The organism is Rhodococcus aetherivorans, assembly GCF_011058165.1.
In the GTDB taxonomy this organism is placed as follows: Bacteria; Actinomycetota; Actinomycetes; order Mycobacteriales; family Mycobacteriaceae; genus Rhodococcus; species Rhodococcus aetherivorans.
The window spans coordinates 87,074-107,611 of the sequence record NZ_JAALEG010000011.1 but is presented as its reverse complement, the minus strand read 5'-3'; the positions used below and the strand labels follow the sequence as shown (position 1 = coordinate 107,611).

The window sequence follows — 20,538 nt, the reverse complement described above, 5'->3', positions numbered from 1 at the left end:
AAAAGAGACATCCCGGCCGTGCCGGTGACGGCGGCACCACAGCCCACCGAGGCCGCGCCGCTGGACCTGATGCAGTACGCCCGCGGGTCCGTGCTCAAGCGCGTCGGCCCGGCAGTGGCCGTGTCGGCGCTGGTGGCCCTGATCGTCTACCTGCTGCTGCGGCGCCGCCACCCCTGAGACCGCCTGTTCGCCCCTCCCCTCCTCGAGCGAATGTATCGTTCCGTCGGCCTGATCGAGTGAGCGATACATTCGCTCGGCACGGGCGGGCCGACGGAACCGGCCCCGATCACTGCAGCAGCCGCCAGATCCGGTCGCGGGAGAGCGGCAGCTCGTGCGGCCGGACCCCGATCGCGCGGCGCACCGCGTTCGCCAGCGCGGGCGCCACCGGGTTGAAGGGCGCCTCGCTCATCGACTTCGCGCCCATCGGGCCGAGCGCGTCGTAGGTGTCGGCGAAATACACCTCGGTGCGGGGCAGGTCGGCGTACTGCGGAATGTGGTAGTTCCGCAGCGCATCGGTGACGACGCGGCCGGTGGCGTCGGTGACGAGTTCCTCGTACAGCGCGACCCCGATCGCCTGGGCGGCGCCGCCCTCCACCTGGCCGCGGCACTGCTCGGGGTTGACCACGACGCCGGCGTCGGCGGCCTGCACCGACTGCAGGATCCGCAGCTCGCCGGTGCGCACGTCGACGGCGACGCGGAAGGCCTGCACGTTGAACGACAACGAGCGGGGCAGGCCGCCGTGGCTGCCCTCGGCCCGCAGCGTGCCGCCGGCCGCGTCGAGCAGTTCGCCAGGGCTGACGAGGCGGCCGCCCGCACGCACCCCGTCCGCCTCGGGCACCGCGTCGTCGGGGTCGGTGCCGGTGATCTGTCCGGCGAGTTTGACCATCCGCCGGCGCAGTTCCCGCGCGGCGGCGAGCAGGGCCTTGGCGGCGACGACCGTCCCCGACGATCCGTACGCACCGGTGTCGTGGGTGGTGACGTCGGTGTCGGACTGGCGGATCCGGATGCGGTCGGGGTGGGTGGCCAGCTCGGTGGCGGCGATCTGGGTGTGCACGGTGGTGGTGCCGTTGCCGAACTCGGCGGTGCCGACCCGCGCGAGATAGGTGCCGTCGCGCAGCAGTTCGACGGACGTGTCGGCGACGTGCCCGCCCGGTGGGTTCGACGCGATCATCGCCAGGGCCATGCCCTCACCGACGCGCCACTGCGGCCCGGCCGGTTCCCCGGCACCGCCTCGGCGCATCGCGTCCTGCACCAGGTCCAGGCACTGGTCCAGCCCGTAGCTGCCGAAGATCAGATCGCCGCCCTCCGGGTGCGCGCCCACCAGGTCGTCGCCGGGCACGACGACGTTGCGCCGCCGCAACTCGTACGGGTCCATGCCGAGTTCGACGGCGAGCTCGTCCATCGCTGACTCGATTGCGAAGATGATCTGCCCCAGCCCGTAACCGCGGAACGCGCCGGAGGGACGGTTGTTGGTGTACACGGCCTGGGCGTCGACCCGCTTGTTCGGGCACCGGTACACCTCGACGGATTCGCCGCATCCGTGGAACATCACTCCCGCCGAATGGTTTCCGTAGGCGCCCGCGTCGGAGAGCACATCGATCGCCAGGGCGGTGAGGACGCCGTCGGCACCGGCCGCGACCGTGACGTCCACGCGCATCGGATGCCGGCACGGCGCGACGGTGAGCTGATCGGTGCGGGTGAACTCCCACTGCACCGGGCGTCCGGTGCGCAGGACGGCCGCCGCGACGACGTCCTCGGCGAGCATCTCCTGTTTGGCGCCGAAGCCGCCGCCGACGCGCGCGGCGAACACCCGTACCCGATCGCGGTCGAGACCGAAGATGTGGCACAACTCGTCGCGGACGAGGAACGGCACCTGCGTGGAACTGCGGATCACCAGGCGGCCCCCGGTCGCGAGATCACCGCTGCCGTCGATCCACCCAATGGCGCCGTGGGTCTCGAGGTGGGTGTGCTGCACGCGCTGCGTCTGCCACCGGCCGCGCACGACGGCGGCGGCCGCGGCAACACCGGCGTCGACGTCACCGACCTCGCCGTGCAGTTCGGCGACGAGGTTGCGCGACGGATCGGCGATGCGGTTCTCGGGTCCCTTGTCCGCGTGCAGCAGCGGAGCGCCGGGCCGGCGCGCCTCGTCCGGGTCCAGGACGTACGGCAGCACCTCGTATTCGACGGCGAGCAGGCGACATCCCTCCTGTGCGAGCGCCGGGGTCTCGGCGACGACGGCCGCGACCCGCTGCCCGTGGTGGCGCAGGATCCGGTCGAACAGCACGGTGTCGTCGGGGTCGTCGTCCCGGTGTTCGTGGCGGGCCGTGGAGTACGCGACGGCCGGGGCGTCGCGGTGACAGAGCACCGCGTGCACGCCGGGCAGTGCCTCGGCGGCGGTGGTGTCGATCGAGACGATCCGTGCGTGGGCGTGCGGGCTGCCGAGCACGGCGACGTGCAGCGCACCGGCGACGGTGGTGTCGAAGGTGTAGGGCTCGGCGCCGGTCACCACCCGCGCGGCGGCCGGGGCACGCAGGGACCGCCCGCAGGAGGGCCCGGGCGCGGGCGCCTCCACGTTGGTGACGCCGCGCAGTGCGTCGTCGACGGACCGGTAGCCGGTGCACCGGCACAGGTTCCCCTTGAGCCGGTTCGGCAGGTCCGTCAGATCGTCGTCGGTCAGGGTGGCGGCGGTGACGATCATTCCGGCCGTGCAGAATCCGCACTGGAACCCGGCGGCGTCGACGAACCGCTGCTGCAGCGGATGCAGATCGTCACCGGTACCGAGGCCGGCGACGGTGGTCACGGCGTGGCCCTCGGCACGCACGGCGGGAAAGACGCACGAGTGCACCGCCTCTCCGTCGACGAGGACCGAGCAGGCGCCGCAGTCGCCGGCGTCGCAGCCCTTCTTGACCTCGAAGTGGGCGTGCTCGCGCAGCAGCGTGCGCAGGCACTGTCCCGGCCGGGGGTCGGCGTCGAGTTCGCGGCCGTTGACGGTGAACCTCACGACAGTTCCTCCCGGATCTCGTCGGCCAGGACGGCGGTGACGGCGCGGCGCCAGTCGGCGGCGCCGTGCGCGTCGGTGAAGTACGCGTCGGCCGGCACACCGGTACGCAGCGCGTCGGCGAGTTCGCCGGGCGTGGGTGGCTCGGGGAATCGGAACACGTAGGGCCGCACGGTCGCGGCGGTCACCGACAGCGTGAAGGCGCCGTCGGGGCCGACGCGGCCGATCACCACCGCGCCGGAGCGGCCGAGTGGGGCGAGCGCGATCTTGCGGAACGCGGTGCGCGACGCCAGCGCCGCCGCGGGGACGTGCACGCTGCGCAGCACCTCGCCCGGCCCGAGCAGATTCGTTCCGTTTCCGGTAACGAACTGCTGCACGGGAATCCGTCGCTCCGCGCCGTCCGGCGCCCAGATCAGGGCGGTGGCGTCGAGCGCCGTGGACAGCGAGATCATCGCCCCCGCCGGGAACGCGAGGCAGACATTGCCGCCGACGGTGGCGCGCTTCCAGATCTTCCACGAGGCGAGCAGTGCCGCCGCGCACTGATGGAACAGCGCTGCGCTCGGCCATGTTTCGGTGCCCGACAGCGCTGCGAGGCGTTCCACGGTGCAGGTGGCCGCGATCTCGAGACCCGCGTCGGTGACGGTCAGAGCGGGCCAGCGCAGCCCGGACAGGTCCAGCAGCCGGCGCAGGTACGGCTGCGGCTCGGAGAACAGCCACGTCCCGCCGCCGACGAACGCCGTAGCAGCGTCGGCGACGAGATCCTCTCGGGCGCGGGCTATGTCGTATGCGGTCACGGTGTGCAGGTCCATGCGCTCACCCCGCCTTCGCCACCAGGGCGTCGTGCGCGGCGGCAACCTCCGCGGCCACCGACGTCTCGTCGACGGTGCGCACCTCGTCGCGGCGCACCACCTCGCGACCGTCGATCAGCAGCAGCTCGAGCGGCGGCTGGGAGCCGAGCACGAGCGCCGCGACGGGATCGGTGATGCCCGCATGGGCGAGCGTGTCGATCCGCCACAGCGCGAGGTCGGCAAGCTTGCCGACCTCCAGGGAGCCGATCTCGTTCTCCCGGCCGAGGACCCGCGCCCCGCCGACGGTCGCCAGTTCCAGGCTCTGCCGGACCGTCATCGCGCGCGGCCCGCTGCGGGCCCGGGCGAACAGCGCGGCGTGGTGGGCCTCCTCGAGCATGCAGCACGACTCGTTGCTCGCCGCCCCGTCGACCCCGAGACCGAGCGGCACCCCCGCCGCGTACAGGTCGGCGGCGCGGGCGATGCCGGCACCGAGGCGGGCGTTGGACGTCGGGCAGTGCGCCGCGCCCGTGCCCGAGGCGGCGAGCACCCCGATGTCGCGGTCGTCCAGGTGCACGGCGTGCGCGTACCAGACGTCGGGGCCTGTCCAGTCGAGCGACTCCATGTACTGCACCGGATTGCAGCCGAACCGCTCCATGCAGAAGTCCTGCTCGTCGAGGGTCTCCGCGAGGTGGGTGTGCAGCCGCACCCCCAGATCGCGGGCGAGCACCGCGGACTGCTTCAGCAACTCCGTGCTCACCGAGAACGGCGAGCACGGTGCGAGCGCGATCCGCAGCATGGACCCGAACGACGGATCGTGCCACCTCTCCACGGCCCGTTGGCTCTCGACGAGGATGGTGTCGAGGTCCTCGACGACGTGGTCCGGCGGCAGGCCGCCCGCGCTCGCGCCGAGGTCCATGGATCCGCGGCACGGGTGGAACCGGACGCCGACGTCCGCGGCCGCGGCGATCTCCGCACCGAAGACGTCGCCGCCGTCGCGCGGGACCACGTAGTGGTGGTCGGTGCTGGTGGTGCAGCCGGTGCGGACGAGGTGGGCGAGGGCGCCCTTCGCCGCGACGTGCACGGCGTCGGCGTCGATCCCGCCCCAGACGGGGTACAGCGTCGTCAGCCACTCGAAGAGGGTGTGGTCGACGGCGAGGCCTCGGGTGATCCACTGGTACAGGTGGTGGTGGGTGTTCACCAGGCCGGGCGTCAGCACACAGCCGGTGCCGTCCACGAGGGTGGCGTCGGCGTAGCCGCGCGGCTCGCCGGCGCCCACGGCGACGATCCGGTTGCCCTCGACGACGACGTGCCCGCGCCGGTACTCGGCCCGTCCGGCGTCCATCGTCACCACGTGCGCGCCCTGGATCACGATCGGCCGGGTGGTGTTCGGCTGCATCGGCGTTGCTCCTCACGCTCGTCGACGCTCCCAGTCAACGCCCCGGAAACCGCAACATCCCGGTCGGCACACACGAAACGGAACCGAAATATCGGCTTCGTATTGTGCGATCGTCCAAACCCGTCACCCGGAGGTGAACGCCGTGCTGCTACAGGATGTCCTCGACGCACCGGAGCTCGGAATCCGCCTGCTGCACGGCGACTCCGATGCGCTCACCCGCCCGGTGCTGCGGGCGTGCACGACCGACATGCCCGATCCCACCCGCTACGTGAGCGCGGGATCGTTGGTGTTCACCGGCCTCGTCTGGCGGCGCACCGCGGCGGACGCGGACCTGTTCGTCACGCTGCTCGCCCGCGCCGGGGTCTCCGCCCTCGCCGCCGGGGAGGCGCTGCACGGGCAGGTGCCGTCCGACGTGGTCGAGGCCTGCGTCCGGCACGGGATACCGCTGCTCTCGGTGCCCGAGGAGGTGCCGTTCAGCCGGGTCATCGAGTACATGACCGGCCGGATGGCCGGGGCGCGGATGGACCGGTTGCAGACCGGCCTGGCCCGGCAGCGACGGCTGCTCACCGCGGTCGCCGACGGGTGCAGCCTCGACGAACTCACGGACCGGACCGCCCGGGAGTTCGGGGTGCCGGCGTGGCTGCTCACCGCCACCGGGATGCCCGTCGCCGGCGCCGATCCCCTGCCCGACGAGGATGTCGACGCCCTCACCAGGACCGCGCTGACCGCCGATCGCCTGCCCGCCGAGGTGGCGGGGGGATACACGGTGCTGCCCGTCGGTTCGGGGCTCGCCGACCGGATCGGCTCGTGGTACCTCGTGGTCCGGCACGCCGGCACCCCGGACGCGGAGTGCCTCGACGCCTTCGGCGAACTCGCCGCGGTGGCGGCCCTCGACCGGGTGCGGCGGGAGGAACGCCGCCGGCTCGGGTGGGAGGCCGCGGACCGGACGCCCCCCGGGGGCGACATCGACTGCGGCAGATCACCGGTCGCCGTGGTGGTCGACCGTGCCCCGGCCGGCACCCCGGAGCAGCGCGCCGCGATGCGGGCCGCCGTGCAGGACGCGTTGTCCGGCGCCGTCACCACCGTCGACGTCGCCGGGCGCGTCGTCGCGCTGGTCGACGGCGACGAGTCCGAGGTGGTTGCCGCGCTGCGACGGCGCCTGGGGCGCCTCGCTCCCGCGCTGGCCCGGACTCGCCTACTCGTCGGTGTCAGCGCCTGCGGCACAGGCGAATCCGTTGACGGCGCGGTGCGCTCCGCGGCCGCCGCCGTCGCCGCGGCGCGCGGCGACGCGGGGGCGGTGTGCGTGCGGGCGGCCGAGCTCGATTCCGCGCTCGGGTTGTTCACCGCCGTTCCCGACCAGTTGCGCCGCGCGTTCGCCGGGCGCATCCTCGGGCCCGTGCTCGAGCACGACCGGCGCACCGACGCCGGGCTGCTCGCCACCCTCGAGGCGTTCCTCGACTGCGACGGCTCCTGGCGCCGCACGGCGGACCGACTGCACGTGCACCTGAACACGGTCCGCTACCGGATCGGCCGCGTCGAGGCACTCACCGGCCGCGACCTCGGACGCATCGGCGACCGGCTCGACGTGTACCTCGCCGTGCGCGCCCTGGCATGAGAGCGGCCCGTCAGACGGCGCCGGTGTAGGCGTCCCAGGCGATCCCGGCGTCGGGGGCGTCCTCGCGCTGCACCGTCGCCTGGATGAGACCGTAGGGCCGGTCGTCGGCGTGGAAGACCTCGTTGTCGTTGGCCACGCCGAACCGCTCGAGGTCGTAGACGAAGTGATGCTTGTTGGGGGCCGACAGCCGGATCTCGGCGACGAACGGGTACTTCTCGAGCACGGCGCGTCCCATCTCGAAAAGAGTCTGCTGCAATGCTTTCGACTGAAGGTTCGCGAACCGCTCGAGCATGGTCGCCTTGATCCCGGCGTAGGTGACGTCCCAGTCGACGTCGGTCGTGGTGAACCGCCACTTCGCGACGAGGCTCGTCGCCATCACCCGGTCGCGAGTCGGCTCGAGGACCGTGTACGGATCGGTGAGGAACCCGGCGAACTCGGAACCGGTGGACTTGAGTACGACGAGGTCCTTCAGCCCGCCGATCACCCATTCCCGGCGCGCCCGGCCGGAACCCTGGACGGTCACCGCGGCGGTGCGTACCTCGGAGCCCTTCCGGGTCCAGGTGTGGTCGTGCCCCACACCGTCGACGGCGACGCGCTCCCAGGCGTATTCCTCGATCTCGATGCGAGCCGAGTGGACGGGTTCGACGTCGTCGACGAAGTGCCGCGCGAGGGCGAGGGCGTAGGTCTCGACGAACTCGACGCCCTTGGCGTAGGCGTAGATCGTCTGCTTCTGGGTGTCGGTGGGCAGGACGGTGCCCTGGTCGCCCTCGAGGTGCGCGGCGCCGAAGTCGCCGCGCAGGCAGGACGAGACGTTCATGTCGCGGATCTCGTGCCGCGGGGTGTCGCGGTGGATCCGCACCACGCGGTTCTCGGCCTTGCCGTACTGGTGCGGTCCGAGAACGATCTTGCCGGTCAGTTCGGTCATGGGGTCAGCTCCCGCGGTAGGTGGAGTAGGCGAACGGGGACAGCAACAGCGGCACGTGGAAGTGATTGCCGGCCACAGAGATCCGGAAGGTGACGACGACCTCCGGATAGAAGGGGACGATGTCGCGCTCGGCGAACCAGTCGCCCGTGCCGAAGGTGAGGGTGTAGGTGCCGGGCGGCAGGGGCTCGTCGGTCAGTGCGCGGATCCGGCCGTCGTCGTCGGTGCGTCCCGTCCCGAGGACGCTGCCGTCCGCGCCGGCCAGGGCGACGTGCACTCCGGCTGCCGGAGTCCCGGTGGTGGCGTCGAGCACGTGCGTACTGAGGGTGCTCATCACCCGCCCCCACGGGACGCGACGTCGGCCTCGTCGAGCACGAGACGTTCGAGCCGGAGCCGGGTGATGTCGGCCAGGGCGGAGCGCACCTCCGCGGCCTCGGTGGCGGGATCGTTGCCGAGGCGGCGGTGGAGGATGTCGAGCAGCTCGGCGGCGGACCGCCCGGCCGCGCGCACGAGGTACACGTGCCCGAACCTGTCCTCGTAGGCACGGTTGCCGACGGCGAGGGCGGCAAGGATCCGGGCGTCGGCGGTGGCGACGGCCGACTGCTCCCGCTGCGACGACGCGCTCTCCGAACGTTCCCCGATGCGCGGATGCCCGGCCAGGGCCTCGGCCCGGCCGTGGTCGTCGAGACCCGCGATCGCGACGGACACGGCGTCGAGCAGGGCCGGACGGTCGCCGTACGGGCGTCCGGCGGCCACCCGGGCGGCCCAGGTCGCGCCGGCGCAGCAGGTCGTCAGCAGCGCGACGGCCTCGTGTTCCGGCAGGGCGTCGAACTCGGCGACGGTGTACGGCACGGGAGCCTCCTTCGTTCCGGTGTCTCCACCCTCGCGCAGGCGGGGCGGCTCCCGGGGTGCCCGCAGCTACAAAGTCGGCCGCGGTCCGGCGGAGGGGTTTGGACGATCATCCAGGGCCGCGGTCCGGGCCGACCGCCACCGATCGACCGCCCGGAATGAAACCGGCGGCGACGGAGGTTGGACCCGGCGTGACGGATTCGACGAAGGCAGAGAACACGACGCAGACTCCCCCGCTCGGCCGCTTCGGCGTCTGGCGGCACGCGACCGGCCTCCCACCGGAGACCGGAGCCGAGATCGAGAAGCTCGGCTACGGCACCATCTGGATCGGCGGTTCACCGCCCGCCGACCTCGAGGTGGCCGAACGCCTCCTCGACGCCACCGAGAACATCGTCGTGGCCACCGGCATCGTCAACATCTGGACCGCCCCCGCCGACGAGATCGCGGCCTCCTACCACCGGCTCGAGGAACGCCATCCCGGCCGCTTCCTGCTCGGTGTCGGCGTCGGCCACCCCGAGGCGCACGGTGAGACGTACCGCAAGCCCTACGCGGCACTGGTCGAGTACCTGGACGTGCTCGACCGCGAGGGCGTGCCCGAGGCGCGGCGGGTCCTCGCCGCGCTGGGACCGAAGGTGCTGAAGCTGTCCGCGGACCGGGCCGCCGGAGCCCACCCCTACCTCACCACCCCCGAGCACACCCGCGAGGCGCGCGCCGTTCTCGGCCCGGGCGCCGTGCTCGCCCCCGAGCAGAAGATCGTGCTGTCCACCGACGTCGCCACGGCCCGCACCATCGGCCGCAAGGCCGTGGCCAACCCGTATCTGAAGCTGCGCAACTACCGTGCGAATCTGGAACGCACCGGCTTCACCGCCGAGGAACTCGACAACGACGGCACCGACCGGGTCGTCGACGCGCTCGTCGCGCACGGCGACGCGGAATACATCGCGTCGCGTCTGCGGGAGCACCTCGACGCCGGGGCGGACCACGTCGCGGTCCAGGCCCTGCCGATGCGGGACGACCCGGTTCCGGCCCTGCGGGAGGTCGCCGCGGCGCTCGGGCTCTGAGGCCCGGAACCGCGACGACTCACCGCTCTACGCCCCGGATCCGGACGCAGCAGAACCCCGGTTCCGGGGCGAGTTCCGCGCAGAGCCGGTCGGTCCCGAGTCCGGCGACGACCCCGTCGAGCAGGGCGAGGTTCATCCCGCAGACCAGTTCACGGTGCTCGTTCGCCAGCCGGTCGAACGGGCAGTTCGCCAACCGCATCTGCCCGTCGCCGGACAGGCGCGGCTCGTAGCCGTGCCGGGCGAGCAGCCGCGCCATACGTTCGAGGTCGGTACCTCCCGCGTCCATAGGACCGGGCACCGTTCCGGCGGGCACGGCCGGGGTGGCCGCATTCGCGGCAATACGCCGGCCGTGCTCGACGGCAGCGGTCCGCACCGCCTCCGCGATGGGCACCGAGTCGCGCATCGACCGCTCGATCGCGGCCGCCAGAACCTCCCCGGCGAGGTCGTAGCGCCGCTCGGGCAGGGAGATCGACAGCTCGCGCGACGAGCGCCGATAGAGCTTCGACGGCCGTCCTGCGCCCGGGCCCGTCCGCCCCGAGAGCCTGCGGTACTCCGTCTCGAGCAGGCCCTCCTCCACGAGCCGGTCGAGGTGGAACCTCGCTGCGTGCAGCGGCAGGCCTACCGCGGCCGCAGCCTGCTCGCGCCCGACCGCGTCCGCTTGTGCGGCGACGTAGCGGTAGAGGGACCTTCGAGCCGGGTCTGCCAGCGCACCGATCCCCGACGCCTGTTCGGCGAACTCGTCCTGCACGATTCCCCCTTCTAAAAGAGAAACTTCTTGACGTAATCTACGTCACACCTCTAAAATCAAATCTACTCTCTCTTAGAAGTCAGGAGACTTCGATGAGCCACACGCCCACCTCCCCCACCACGCTCCACTCCACCCCGGCCGGCACGAACGCCGGCGCCCGCCAGGCATTCGTCCTTCTCCGGACCGTGTTCACGGTGGCCCCGATCGCCTTCGGTCTCGACAAGTTCGCGAACCTGCTCACCGACTGGGAGCGCTACTTCGCACCCTGGATCGACGACCTCGTCCCGGGCACCGCCCACCAAGCCATGCTCGCGGTCGGCGTGGTCGAGATCCTCGCCGGCATCGTCGTCGCGATCAGACCCGCCATCGGCGGCTACGTCGTGGCCGCATGGCTGCTCGGCATCATCGTCGACCTGGTCACCCTCGGCGGCTACCTCGACATCGCGCTGCGCGACTTCGGATTGGCGGTTGCCGCCCTCGCCCTGGCCCGGCTGGCCACCGCCCCGGTGACTCGCCGCGGACCCACCCCGGGTACATCGTGAAACCGAGCCACCGGTTCACGGACGTCCGACGGCGACCGTGGACCGGCGGCAGCGACCTCCCCACCGAAAGGTGACTCCGCCATGGACTGGGCCGGATGGGCGCTCTTCGGATCGGTGGCCACCACCGCCCTGACCGCAGTCATGATCGCCGCCCAACTGGCCGGTTACAGCCGCCTGGATCTGCCGCTCGTGCTCGGCACCGTCGTCACCGCCGACCCGGATCGTGCCCGGGTGGTCGGATTCTTCATCCACCTCGCGATCGGCCAGGCCTTCGCACTCGGCTACGCCGCCACCTTCGCGCTGCTCCACCGGGCGACGTGGTGGCTCGGCATGCTGCTCGGCCTGCTGCACGTCGCGGTCGCCTTGACGGTCCTGCTGCCACTACTGCCGGGCGTGCATCCGCGCATGGCCTCCCATCGAGCCGGGCCGCGGAGCACCGCGGTCCTCGAACCACCCGGCCTGCTCGGCCTGAACTACGGTGCGCAGACCCCCGCCGTCGCCGTCGCCGCCCATCTCGTCTACGGCACCGCACTCGGCCTTCTTCTCCAGGTGCGCTGAAATGACTTTCAGGATGACCGATTTCGACGAGAGTGGCATCGAGGACAGGGCGGGCACGCAGACCCGGATCGGGGACTACGGCCTGCTGGGCGACACCCGCACCGCGGCCCTGGTCTCCGGCGACGGATCGCTCGACTGGCTCTGCGTGCCCCGCTTCGACGGAGATCCCGTCTTCGGCCGACTCGTCGGCGGAGCGCCGGCGGGGCGGTTCCGGCTCGGGCCCGAGGGGCATGCCACCGTCGTCCGGCGCCGCTACCGCACGCACACCGCAACGCTGGAAACCACCTGGGACCTCGGCAACACCCGGCTCACCCTGAGCGAGGCGATGATCGCGGAGGTGGCCGGACGGCTGCTCCCGGCGACCGTCCTCGTGCGTCGCCTCTCCGTCGAGGGCGAAACCGCGCGCGCCGTCGTCGAATTCGATCCGAGGCTCGGTGAACGCCACCGCCCCCCGAAGGTGCGGCGCGGTCCCGACCTCGTGTGCGAGTGGGGCTCGCTCGCCCTGTCCCTGGCCTGCGACTCCGGCACCCCGATCCCGCCGGGCCGGCCGACCTCGATCCTCGTGACCCCGCGGCATCCGGTCACCGTCGTCCTGACTGTGGCCCACCGCGAGCCGCTGATCCACCTCCCTCCCGCCGCGGCCTGGGAGCTCGTGACCGAGGACGAGGCACGCTGGCGGGCGTGGACGGCGGAGATCGCTCACGATCTGCCCTGTCGTGAGGCCGTCGTGCGAAGCCTGCTGACGCTGCGGCTGCTCACGTATTCCCCGTCGGGGGCGCCGATCGCCGCCCCGACGACGTCGTTACCCGAGTGGCCCGGCGGGGTCCGGAACTGGGACTACCGCTACGCCTGGCCGCGCGACGCCAGCATCGGCGTCGCAGCCTTCCTGGGCGCGGGCAAGGTCGACGAGGCACGCGGGTTCCTCGGATGGCTCCTGCACGCCAGCCGCCTGCAGCGGCCCCGCCTGCCGGTCCTGTTCACCCTCGACGGCCGGCACGCCCCCGCCGAACGCACCCTGCCGGGATGGCCGGGCTTCGCGGGCAGCGTACCCGTGCGGCTCGGCAACGACGCGGCCGATCAGCATCAGCTCGACGGCTACGGCTGGGTCGTCGACGCCGCATGGACGTTCGTCCGCTCCGGTCGGCCGCTGAATTCGGAAACCTGGCGCATGGTAAGGGGATTCGCCGATCACGTCTGTGCACGGTGGCGTGACCCGGACGCCGGCATCTGGGAGATCCGGGGCGACGCCGACCACCACGTGCACTCCAAGATGATGGCCTGGCTCGCCCTCGACCGGGCCCTGCGCATCGCCGAGACCCACCGCCTGTCCAGCCGTCGTCGCCGGCGCTGGCTCGCGGCGCGAGACGACCTCGCCGACGAGGTGCTCGCCCGCGGCTTCGACCGGATCGGAAATCGGTACACCCGCACCTACGGGTCGCGTGACATCGATGCCGCCCTGCTCGTGCTCCCCGTCCTGGGCATGGAGGATCCGGACTCGCACCGGGTGCGCGGCACGATCGACGCGATCCGCAGCGAGCTGTCGGCCGGAGGCCCTCTGCTCTACCGATATCCCCCCGGACAGGACGGGCTGCCCGGCGTCGAGGGCGCGTTCCTGCCGTGCTCCTTCTGGCTGGTCCAGGCGCTGGCCTTCACCGGCCGGCGGACCGAAGCCGGGGAACTGTTCGAAACGCTGCTGCGGCGCGCCGGCCCCCTCGGCCTGCTCCCGGAAGAGGTGGACCCGGGCACCGGCGCCTACCTCGGCAATTACCCGCAGGCGCTCACCCATGCCGCGGTGGTACAGGCCGCCCTCGCCCTCCGGGCTCACGGGGGAAGCGGATGAGCGGGGCCTCCGGGACCTTCTCTCCCCGGCTCCGGTGTGGAACAGTTTCCTCATGGCGATCCTCACGATCGCAGGCGTCGCGACAGCGGTGAGCGCATTCGCCTTCTACCGCCGGTGGCACCTGCGGTGGGGAGCGACGACCGCCGAGCACGCCGGTGCGATGCCCGGAGACGACATCCTCTCCTCGGCGACGTTCACTGCGACCCGTGCCCTCACGATCGAGGCGCCGGCCGAGTGCGTGTGGCCGTGGATCGTCCAGGTCGGCTACAACCGGGCCGGCTTCTACTCCTACGACCGTCTCGACAATCTGGGGCGGCCCAGCGCGACGACGATCGATCCGCGCCTGCAGTGCATCGAGGTCGGCGACGTGGCGGCGCCGATGGCGAGTCGGGCCACGGCGGCGACGTCCTTCCGGGTGCACTCCTTCGATCCGGGGCGCTGCCTCGTCTGGGCGAAGCCGGATTCGACGTGGTCGTGGCGCCTCGATCCCATCGACGACGGGCGACGGACCCGGCTCGTGAGCCGGTTGAAGGCCTCCTACCGGCCCACGCCGTCGCTTCCGCTCACCGTCGCGCTGATGGAACTGGCCGATTTCCCGATGATGCGCAGGATGCTGCTCGGCATCCGGGAACGCGCCGAACGCCTCGCCGGAGACGATCCCGCCTGCTCCCGGCAACGTCTGGAGGACACATGACTCGTACGACCGGCGACCTCGGCATGCTGCGGGCCGCGATGGAGGGCCCGGTTCTCGGACCCGGCGACGCGGACTACGACGAAGCGCGCACGGTGTGGAACGCCGACATCGACCGCCGCCCGGCCGCGATCGCACAATGCCGGAGCACCGCCGACGTGAAGGCGGCGATCGCCTACGCGACCGAGCACGGAATGGAGATGGCCGTGCGCGCGGGTGCGCACAGCACCGCGGGCGCCTCGGTCGTCGACGACGGCCTGGTGATCGACCTCGGATCGATGGATCACGTCGTCGTCGACCCGGAGAGCAGGCGAGTACGGGTCGGCGGGGGCGCCCTGTTGCGTGACCTCGATGCCGCCACGCAGGCCCACGGGCTCGCCGTCCCGGCCGGTCTGATCAGTCACACGGGCGTCGCGGGACTGACGCTGGGCGGAGGAATGGGCTGGCTCACCCGGCAGGCCGGATTGAGCATCGACAACCTCGAGTCGGCCGAGGTCGTCACTGCCGACGGCCGGATCCTGCGTGCCGCCGAGGACGAGAATCCGGACCTGTTCTGGGCGATCCGGGGCGGCGGCGGCAACTTCGGGGTGGTGACGGAGTTCGAGTTCCGCCTGCACGAGGCCGGCCCCGTCGTGCAGTTCGGGCTCCTGTTCTGGGGCCTGGATCAAGGCACCGAGGTGTTGCGGCTCGCCCGGGAGGTCATCGATACGCTGCCCCGCGAGCTGAACATCGTGATCGCCGGCGTGAACGCCCCACCCGCCCCGTTCGTGCCCGAGCAATACCACCTCCAGCCCGGCTATGCCTTCCTCGTCACCGGTTTCGGAGCACCGCAGACGCACGAGGACGCGCTGGCGCGGATTCGGCGCGCTCTGCCACCGCTGTTCGAGTTCGTCACGCCGATGCCCTACGTCGACGTGCAGCAGCTGCTCGACGAGGGCAACGCGTGGGGCTTCTACTGCTACGACAAGGGTTGCTACGTCGAAGATCTCTCCGACGATCTGATCGCGACAGTCGTCGATGTCGTGCCGCAGAAGAACTCGCCCCTGTCGCTCCTGTTGTTCTACCGGCTGGACGAGGCGTACTGCGAAACGAGGGAGGACGACACCGCTTTCGGCGGCGGACGGACGCCACGCTTCGCCGTCTTCATCGTCGGCGTCTGCCCCGATCCCGGTCTGCTGCCACCGGAGCGGGCGTGGGTGCGGTCCGTCTGGGAGGCCCTGCGCCCGTATTCGGTCGGCATCGGCGCGTACGTCAACTCCATGGCCGAGTTCGAACAGGACCGGGTGCGCGCCGCCTACGGCCCCACCAAATATGCCCGACTGGCCGAGATCAAGGCGAAGTACGATCCGCACAACGTCTTTCATCGGAACCCCAACATCGTTCCCGATGTACGGCGCGCGTGACACCGACGGATGACCGCCCCACGTCCGGTGGGACGTGACCGGGCGACTACTCCCCCGACGGCCGATACGGATCGGTGATCTCACGGAGCAGGGTGAGCGCCTCGCGCAGCTGCTTCATCCGGCGCGCGCCGAGATGCTCGGTCCACTCGGCCTCGATCCGCGCCTCCTCGGCCCGGGCGACGTGGCCGGCCTCGGCGCCGCGCGGAGCGATCCGCACGAGTCGCGCGCGGGCGTCGGTGGGGTCGACCGTGCGTTCGACGTAGCCGGCCCGCTCGAGCTGGTCGACGAGGAAGCTGGCTGTCTGCTTGGCCACCTGGGCCTGTTCGGCGAGAACTGTCAGCCGGGTCCCACCGGGTCCGATCCGGGCGGCCACCCGCGCCTGGGCGAGCGTGATGTCGTCGTAGCCGGCGCGCCGCAGCGCCGCGAGAATGCGGTTCTCCGCCGAGCGCTGGGCGATGAACATCAGCACGGCGGCACTGAGGTCCTCGGCCATCATCCTCCCTTGCCGATAGTCCGATCATCGAACTATATTGGTACCAACATCGTACTGATTGTGCCCGTCCGGGAGGTGCGATATGACCGGCGAACCGATCGCCGGGGACTCGATTCCCCGCGGCCACGACGCCGTGCGCGTCTTCGAGGGCGCGAGTGCTGTCCGGCTTCGCGGACGTCTTCGAGCTCGAACGCACCAGGACCCGGGCACCGGTGTTCCGCTGAGACGGAAGGCTCCGGCGATGAACGACGACGAGGTGTGGGCCGCGATCGACAGCGAGCGACGACGCACGGCCGACCTGCTCGGGCAGCTGTCCGACGACGAATGGGCACAGCCGTCGCTGTGCGACGGCTGGACGGTACGCGACGTCGCGGCCCACCTGACCCTGCAGCAGCTGACCGTCGGGGACTGCGTCCGGATGGTTCTGCGTCATCCCGGCCCGCTGAACTCGATGATCTGCGCCGCCGCCCGCCGACGGGCGACCCTGCCGACCGACCGGTTGATCGCGGACCTGCGCGCGACGATCGGTTCCCGCCGCCGCAACGTGGGGCTGACCAGCCTCGAGCCCCTGAGCGACATCCTCGTGCACGGCCAGGACATCGCGATCCCGCTGCACCGCGACCTCGAGATGCCGGTGACCGCGGCGGCCGCGGCGGCCACCCGCGTGTGGTCCTTCGGCGGCAGGGGCAAGGCCCGGGTCTTCCGCTCCCTTCCGCTGCGCGGCTACCGGCTCACCGCCACGGACGTCGAATGGTCGGCCGGGGAGGGGCCGGAGATCCGGGGGCCGATCTCCGCGATCCTGTTGCTGCTCACCGGCCGCCGCGTGGCGCTGCCCCTGGTGTCCGGGCCGGGCGCGGACGAGTTGCGCGCGCGGTTGCCGGCCGGGTGATCAGGTTTCGGATGCGGCACGGCCCGCCCGGTCCGCTCCGCGCCACACCGCGGTATGACGAGTTCTCAACCCATGTGGGCGCGCAGCAGATCCTGGAACGGCGTGCCGGGGGCGCGCAGCGAGTTCCCCGACGAGCGCGGCCGCGCCGGGGAGGACGCGGGCGTGAAGCCGTCCACACCGGTCCGTTCACCGACGACGAGCGCTGCGAGTTCCTCGGCCGCCCGCCGGATCCGGCTGCCGAGGGCGGCGCCGGCCTCCCCGTCGCCGAAGTCCTCGGTCGCGGCGAACACGCCCGTGGGGACGACCACCGCGCGCAGGAACGTCAGCAGTGGACGCATCGCGAAGTCGAGCACCATCGAGTGCCGGGCCGAGCCCGCGGTCGCGGCGACGATCGCGGGCATGCCGTTCAGCGCGTCGGTGTCGAGCACGTCGAAGAACATCTTGAACAGGCCGCTGTAACTCGCGGTGAACACCGGAGTGACGGCGATCAGACCGTCGGCGTGCGACACCTGCTCACGCGCCCGCGCGACGGCCGGGGCCGGCAGGCCGCCGGTGGCGACCGTGATCGCGAGATCGGTTGCGAGATCGCGGAGTTCGATCACCTCGACATCCGCGGACTCACCCCGCGCGCCGACCGCCGCGGTGACGGCGGCGGCGATCCGGTCCGCCAGCAGACGCGTCGACGACGGTTGCGAGAGCCCGGCGGTGACGACGACGATGCGGCGGCTCATCGGGCGTCGGCCTCCTCGGCGGCGGACAGATCCACCTTTGCGGGAACCACGAGGCGGTGCGGGGAATCCGGACCCGCGGCGACGAGCGAGGCGTGCGTCGGGGGCTCCGACGGCACGTGCGCCGGGCGGCGTCGTTCGAACTCGGTGCGCAGCACGGGCACGACCTCGCGGCCGAGGATCTCGATCTGCTCGAGCACCACGTCGAGGGGCAGACCGGCGTGGTCCATGAGGAACAGCTGCCGCTGGTAGTCGCCCGCGTAGTCGGCGAAGCCCAGGGTGCGCTCGATCACCTGCTCGGGGGTGCCGACGGTCAGCGGGGTCGTCGCGGAGAAGTCCTCGAGCGACGGTCCGTGACCGTAGACGGGGGCGTTGTCGAAGTACGGCCGGAAGACGCGCTTGGCCTTCTCCTCGGTCTCCGCCATGAACACCTGGCCGCCGAGGCCGACGATCGCCTGGTCGGCGGCGCCGTGGCCGTACTGCTCGAACCGGGTGCGGTAGAGGCTGATCATCTGCTGGATGTGTTCCCGGTTCCAGAAGATGTTGTTGTGGAAGAAGCCGTCGCCGTAGAACGCGGCCTGCTCGGCGATCTCCGGCGAGCGGATCGAGCCGTGCCACACGAACGGCGGGGTGTCGTCGAGCGGCCAGGGGGTCGAGGTGTAGCCGCGCAGCGGGGTGCGGAACTTGCCTTCCCAATCGAGGGCCTTCTCCCGCCACAGGCGGCGCAGCAGGTGGTAGTTCTCGATCGCGAGCGGGATGCCCTGGCGGATGTCCTTGCCGAACCACGGGTAGACCGGGCCGGTGTTGCCGCGGCCCATCATGAGGTCGACGCGGCCGCCCGAGAGGTGCTGCAGCATCGCGAAGTCCTCGGCGATCTTCAGCGGATCGTTCGTCGTGATCAGCGTCGTGGCCGTGGAAAGGATCAGTTTCTCGGTCCTGGCGGCGATCCAGCCGAGCATGGTGGTGGGCGACGACGGGACGAAGGGCGGATTGTGGTGCTCGCCGCTCGCGAAGACGTCGAGCCCGACCTCCTCGGCCTTCAGCGCGATCTCCGTCATCGCGACGATGCGTTCGTGCTCGGTGGGTACGCGGCCCGTGGTGGGGTCGCGGGTCACGTCGCCGATGGTGAAGATGCCGAACTGCACGATGAGCCTCCGTCAATAGTTGATTACTCAACTATACGAACCGGTGCGGTGCGGGCGATATTCCGGCCACCCGGACACCGGCGCGGCGGCATGTCAGAAGACGGGCAGGCCCAAGCGGCGCCGCAGGCGCAGGTCGACCAGATACGCCTTCCACGGAATGCTCCACAGTCCCGGCGTCAGCCGGTGCACGGCGCGCAGCAGGCGCAGGTACCGGGCGAAGGCGCGCTGGTCGTCCGACGACCACTCGAATTCCATGACCGCGCGGAATTCCGGCGGTAACGCTCCTCGTGTGACGAGCCGGAACGGGCGGCCGAGCGCTCGGTGTATCGCGTAGCCGGCCCGGCCCAGCCGGACCTCGAGGAAACGGAGGTCCGCCAGGGCGGCGAGATAGGTACGGACTTCGTCCGTCATCGACACCTCGTCCAGGCCCGCACGCCACACGCTGTCGTACTCCTCGCGCGTGACCGGCCACGCCCCGGGCCGCACGTTCAAGGTGGTGCCCAACGTGGCCCCGTCGCGAAGCACCCGCTCGTACTCGGCGTCGGTCAACGGACCGTGCAGGTATTCGTACTGGTCGACGAAGTACTTCAGCAGGCACACCGCCACCCACAACTGCAGCTTGGGAGAGTTGGCGCTGTAGGGGGTCACCGAATCCGGCCCGGACACGACCCGGGCGTGGATTCGCCGTACCGCTTCCCGCACGTAGGCGCGATCGTCCTCGTTGCCGAATACCGCCACCGCGAGGTACGTCGTGGTGGTGCGGGCGCGCTTGACGGGATGCAGATCCGCCCGGCCGGAGTGCACCGCGCTCTCGATCACTCCCTGCCCCACTCCGGGCACGGCCAGTTGCATGATGACATTCGCCGCGTTGATCGATCCCCCCAGAGGCGAGACAAGATCACCGACGGTACGGATCGTCCGCATACACCCTCCATCTGACAACGATCGTACTCACTTTACGCTGCACATCGACCCCACCTCAACGGCCCGCAGACCATTCGATCGAGCGTCGCCGGGTGCTCGCTACGGAGCGGGACGCGAGCGGGACCGTCTGCCGGGTCCACGATTCGGGCCCGCCCTCGGAGGCAGCCGAGGCACCATGTGTCGATCGGCATCGACGCCGGCGCGCCCGACCGCACAGGGCCGGCCGTCCACGGCCGGAAGTCACGAGGAAGGCACGGCATGGAACATGTCGACCGCGGCGCCCTGGACGCCCAGCGCGGACACTGGCAGCGCACCTATCGCGACAACCCGACGATGTACGGGCCCGCACCGAGCGAGCCAGCCCGGCGCGCCCTCGAGCTGTTCGACCGCGAGCAGGTGCGTGAGGTCCTCGAACTCGGCGCCGGCCAGGGCCGGGACACGCTGGCCTTCCTCCGGGCCGGGTTGTCGGTGACCGCGCTCGACTACGCGCCCGAGGGCCTCGGCGAACTCCGGCGCGGCGCGGCCGAGGCCGGCGTGGCCGACCGGCTCACGACCCGCGTGCACGACGTGCGTGAACCCCTGCCCGTCGCCGACGCGTCCGTCGACGCCGTCTACAGCCACATGCTCTTCAACATGGCCCTCACCACCGAGGAGATCGACGCGCTCGGCACCGAAGTGCATCGGGTGCTGCGCCCGGGCGGCTGGCACGTCTACACCGTGCGGCACACCGGCGACGCCCACTTCGCCACCGGGACGGACCGTGGCGACAACCTGACCGAGCACGGCGGGTTCGTCGTCCACTTCTTCGATCGGGCACTCGTCGAGCGTCTGGCGCAGGGATTCACCGAACCGCAGGTGGAAGCCTTCGAGGAAGGCGGCCTGCCGCGGCGACTGTGGCGCGTCACGCAGCAGAAGATCCGGCCCACGCCCGCGGGATGACGCCCTTTC

The 20,538-nt window shown here is 71.5% G+C and carries 20 protein-coding genes; 9 read left to right on the top strand and 11 right to left on the bottom strand.

Annotation, left to right across the window (positions count from 1 at the left end):
• Positions 1–286 precede the first annotated feature (286 nt).
• The 3 genes from G6039_RS07290 to G6039_RS07280 are packed head-to-tail and all read right to left on the bottom strand — an operon-like array spanning position 287 to position 5,182.
• A complete protein-coding gene (locus G6039_RS07290; protein WP_043796813.1) occupies positions 287–3,001 on the bottom strand; it encodes a molybdopterin-dependent oxidoreductase in 2,715 nt (904 codons plus the stop codon).
• The gene (locus tag G6039_RS07285; protein WP_043796815.1) at positions 2,998–3,807 is read right to left on the bottom strand and encodes an FAD binding domain-containing protein; all 810 of its coding nucleotides are present in this window, start codon (positions 3,805–3,807) and stop codon (positions 2,998–3,000) included. The genes G6039_RS07290 and G6039_RS07285 overlap by 4 nt, the downstream gene beginning before the upstream one ends.
• 4 nt (positions 3,808–3,811) lie before the next feature.
• Positions 3,812–5,182, bottom strand: coding sequence for an 8-oxoguanine deaminase (locus tag G6039_RS07280; protein WP_006944138.1), 1,371 nt, complete (start codon positions 5,180–5,182; stop codon positions 3,812–3,814).
• Positions 5,183–5,324: 142 nt separating this feature from the next.
• On the opposite strand from G6039_RS07280, the gene G6039_RS07275 reads away from it, so the two are divergent.
• A complete protein-coding gene (locus G6039_RS07275) occupies positions 5,325–6,797 on the top strand; it encodes a PucR family transcriptional regulator (protein WP_043796904.1) in 1,473 nt (490 codons plus the stop codon).
• A 10-nt stretch (positions 6,798–6,807) separates the two neighbouring features.
• On the opposite strand, the gene pucL is transcribed toward G6039_RS07275, so the two are convergent.
• The 3 genes from pucL to uraD are packed head-to-tail and all read right to left on the bottom strand — an operon-like array spanning position 6,808 to position 8,571.
• Positions 6,808–7,722, bottom strand: coding sequence for a factor-independent urate hydroxylase (gene pucL, locus G6039_RS07270; RefSeq protein ID WP_006944142.1), 915 nt, complete (start codon positions 7,720–7,722; stop codon positions 6,808–6,810).
• 4 nt (positions 7,723–7,726) lie between these two features.
• Complete coding sequence (gene uraH / locus G6039_RS07265; protein ID WP_006944145.1) at positions 7,727–8,053, bottom strand: hydroxyisourate hydrolase; 327 nt, start codon at positions 8,051–8,053, stop codon at positions 7,727–7,729.
• Positions 8,053–8,571 carry a 2-oxo-4-hydroxy-4-carboxy-5-ureidoimidazoline decarboxylase gene (uraD, locus tag G6039_RS07260; protein WP_043796817.1) on the bottom strand — a complete coding sequence of 173 codons (519 nt, stop codon included), beginning with the start codon at positions 8,569–8,571 and terminating at the stop codon, positions 8,053–8,055. The genes uraH and uraD overlap by 1 nt, the downstream gene beginning before the upstream one ends.
• A 155-nt stretch (positions 8,572–8,726) precedes the next feature.
• On the opposite strand from uraD, the gene G6039_RS07255 reads away from it, so the two are divergent.
• Positions 8,727–9,629 (top strand): LLM class F420-dependent oxidoreductase, encoded by a 903-nt coding sequence (locus tag G6039_RS07255; protein ID WP_029546642.1) that lies wholly within the window; start codon positions 8,727–8,729, stop codon positions 9,627–9,629.
• A 19-nt stretch (positions 9,630–9,648) separates the two neighbouring features.
• On the opposite strand, the gene G6039_RS07250 is transcribed toward G6039_RS07255, so the two are convergent.
• The gene (locus G6039_RS07250) at positions 9,649–10,377 is read right to left on the bottom strand and encodes a helix-turn-helix transcriptional regulator (protein ID WP_029546643.1); all 729 of its coding nucleotides are present in this window, start codon (positions 10,375–10,377) and stop codon (positions 9,649–9,651) included.
• 92 nt (positions 10,378–10,469) lie between these two features.
• On the opposite strand from G6039_RS07250, the gene G6039_RS07245 reads away from it, so the two are divergent.
• The 5 genes from G6039_RS07245 (at position 10,470) to G6039_RS07225 (ending at position 15,411) form a co-directional block, all read left to right on the top strand.
• Positions 10,470–10,919, top strand: a complete 450-nt coding sequence (locus G6039_RS07245; RefSeq protein ID WP_043796821.1) for a hypothetical protein — start codon at positions 10,470–10,472, stop codon at positions 10,917–10,919.
• 81 nt (positions 10,920–11,000) lie between these two features.
• Entirely contained in the window at positions 11,001–11,477 is a 477-nt protein-coding gene (locus G6039_RS07240) for a hypothetical protein (RefSeq protein WP_006944153.1), read from the top strand.
• 13 nt (positions 11,478–11,490) lie between these two features.
• A complete protein-coding gene (locus G6039_RS07235) occupies positions 11,491–13,317 on the top strand; it encodes a glycoside hydrolase family 15 protein (RefSeq protein ID WP_051445974.1) in 1,827 nt (608 codons plus the stop codon).
• 52 nt (positions 13,318–13,369) lie between these two features.
• A complete protein-coding gene (locus tag G6039_RS07230; RefSeq protein ID WP_006944155.1) occupies positions 13,370–14,011 on the top strand; it encodes a hypothetical protein in 642 nt (213 codons plus the stop codon).
• On the top strand, positions 14,008–15,411 hold the full coding sequence (locus tag G6039_RS07225) for an FAD-binding oxidoreductase (RefSeq protein ID WP_043796824.1): 1,404 nt from the start codon (positions 14,008–14,010) through the stop codon (positions 15,409–15,411). Before G6039_RS07230 ends, G6039_RS07225 begins: the two co-directional genes overlap by 4 nt.
• A 46-nt stretch (positions 15,412–15,457) precedes the next feature.
• On the opposite strand, the gene G6039_RS07220 is transcribed toward G6039_RS07225, so the two are convergent.
• Complete coding sequence (locus G6039_RS07220; protein ID WP_080688420.1) at positions 15,458–15,904, bottom strand: MarR family winged helix-turn-helix transcriptional regulator; 447 nt, start codon at positions 15,902–15,904, stop codon at positions 15,458–15,460.
• Between the two features lie 241 nt (positions 15,905–16,145).
• Between G6039_RS07220 and G6039_RS07210 the strand changes: the two genes are divergently transcribed.
• Positions 16,146–16,793 carry a maleylpyruvate isomerase family mycothiol-dependent enzyme gene (locus tag G6039_RS07210; RefSeq protein WP_043796825.1) on the top strand — a complete coding sequence of 216 codons (648 nt, stop codon included), beginning with the start codon at positions 16,146–16,148 and terminating at the stop codon, positions 16,791–16,793.
• Positions 16,794–16,858: 65 nt separating this feature from the next.
• Here the strand turns inward: G6039_RS07210 and G6039_RS07205 are convergent, their stop codons facing one another.
• The 3 genes from G6039_RS07205 to G6039_RS07195 all read right to left on the bottom strand — a co-directional run bounded on the left by G6039_RS07205 (position 16,859) and on the right by G6039_RS07195 (position 19,590).
• A complete protein-coding gene (locus G6039_RS07205) occupies positions 16,859–17,524 on the bottom strand; it encodes a CE1759 family FMN reductase (RefSeq protein ID WP_043796827.1) in 666 nt (221 codons plus the stop codon).
• Positions 17,521–18,666, bottom strand: a complete 1,146-nt coding sequence (locus tag G6039_RS07200) for an LLM class flavin-dependent oxidoreductase (RefSeq protein WP_006932509.1) — start codon at positions 18,664–18,666, stop codon at positions 17,521–17,523. The genes G6039_RS07205 and G6039_RS07200 overlap by 4 nt, the downstream gene beginning before the upstream one ends.
• A 93-nt stretch (positions 18,667–18,759) precedes the next feature.
• Positions 18,760–19,590 carry an oxygenase MpaB family protein gene (locus G6039_RS07195; protein WP_043796829.1) on the bottom strand — a complete coding sequence of 277 codons (831 nt, stop codon included), beginning with the start codon at positions 19,588–19,590 and terminating at the stop codon, positions 18,760–18,762.
• 258 nt (positions 19,591–19,848) lie between these two features.
• Between G6039_RS07195 and G6039_RS07190 the strand changes: the two genes are divergently transcribed.
• On the top strand, positions 19,849–20,529 hold the full coding sequence (locus tag G6039_RS07190) for a class I SAM-dependent methyltransferase (protein WP_043796830.1): 681 nt from the start codon (positions 19,849–19,851) through the stop codon (positions 20,527–20,529).
• Positions 20,530–20,538 lie beyond the last annotated feature (9 nt).